The following is a 385-nucleotide window of genomic DNA, read 5'->3' on the forward strand; positions in this document are numbered from 1 at the left end:
CCGCCCCCACCAGCCACACCACCACCGCGTACCAGACCAGGTCGATCAGCGCCCACAGCACCGAGAACCCCGCCAGCGCCACCGGCACCGGCCACCCCTGCGGCACGAACTGCGGCAGGAACGACACCGCGAACACCCCCGCCTTCGGGTTCGCGAAATTGGTCACCAGACCCAGCCGGTAGCAGCGCCACGACGACACCGCGCCGCCCGCGCCGCCGTCCTCGGCCACCAGCGCCGCGGCCGGGGCGCCCCGCCGCGCGTGCCAGAGCGCCCGCACCCCGAACCACACCAGCACCGCCGCGCCCGCGATCCGCAGCCCGTCATAGGCCAGCCGCGACGCCGCCAGCAGCGCCGACAGCCCCACCGCCGCCGCCAGCCCCCACAC

The 385-nt window shown here is 76.6% G+C and carries 1 protein-coding gene; it reads right to left on the reverse strand.

The genetic code is table 11. The features are described 5' to 3' along the window. A partial coding sequence (locus E1298_RS47560) for a LysE family translocator (protein WP_165976017.1) occupies positions 1-385 on the reverse strand: 385 nt, incomplete at both ends.

Origin of the sequence: Actinomadura rubrisoli, from assembly GCF_004349215.1 — a bacterium.
GTDB lineage: Bacteria > Actinomycetota > Actinomycetes > Streptosporangiales > Streptosporangiaceae > Spirillospora > Spirillospora rubrisoli.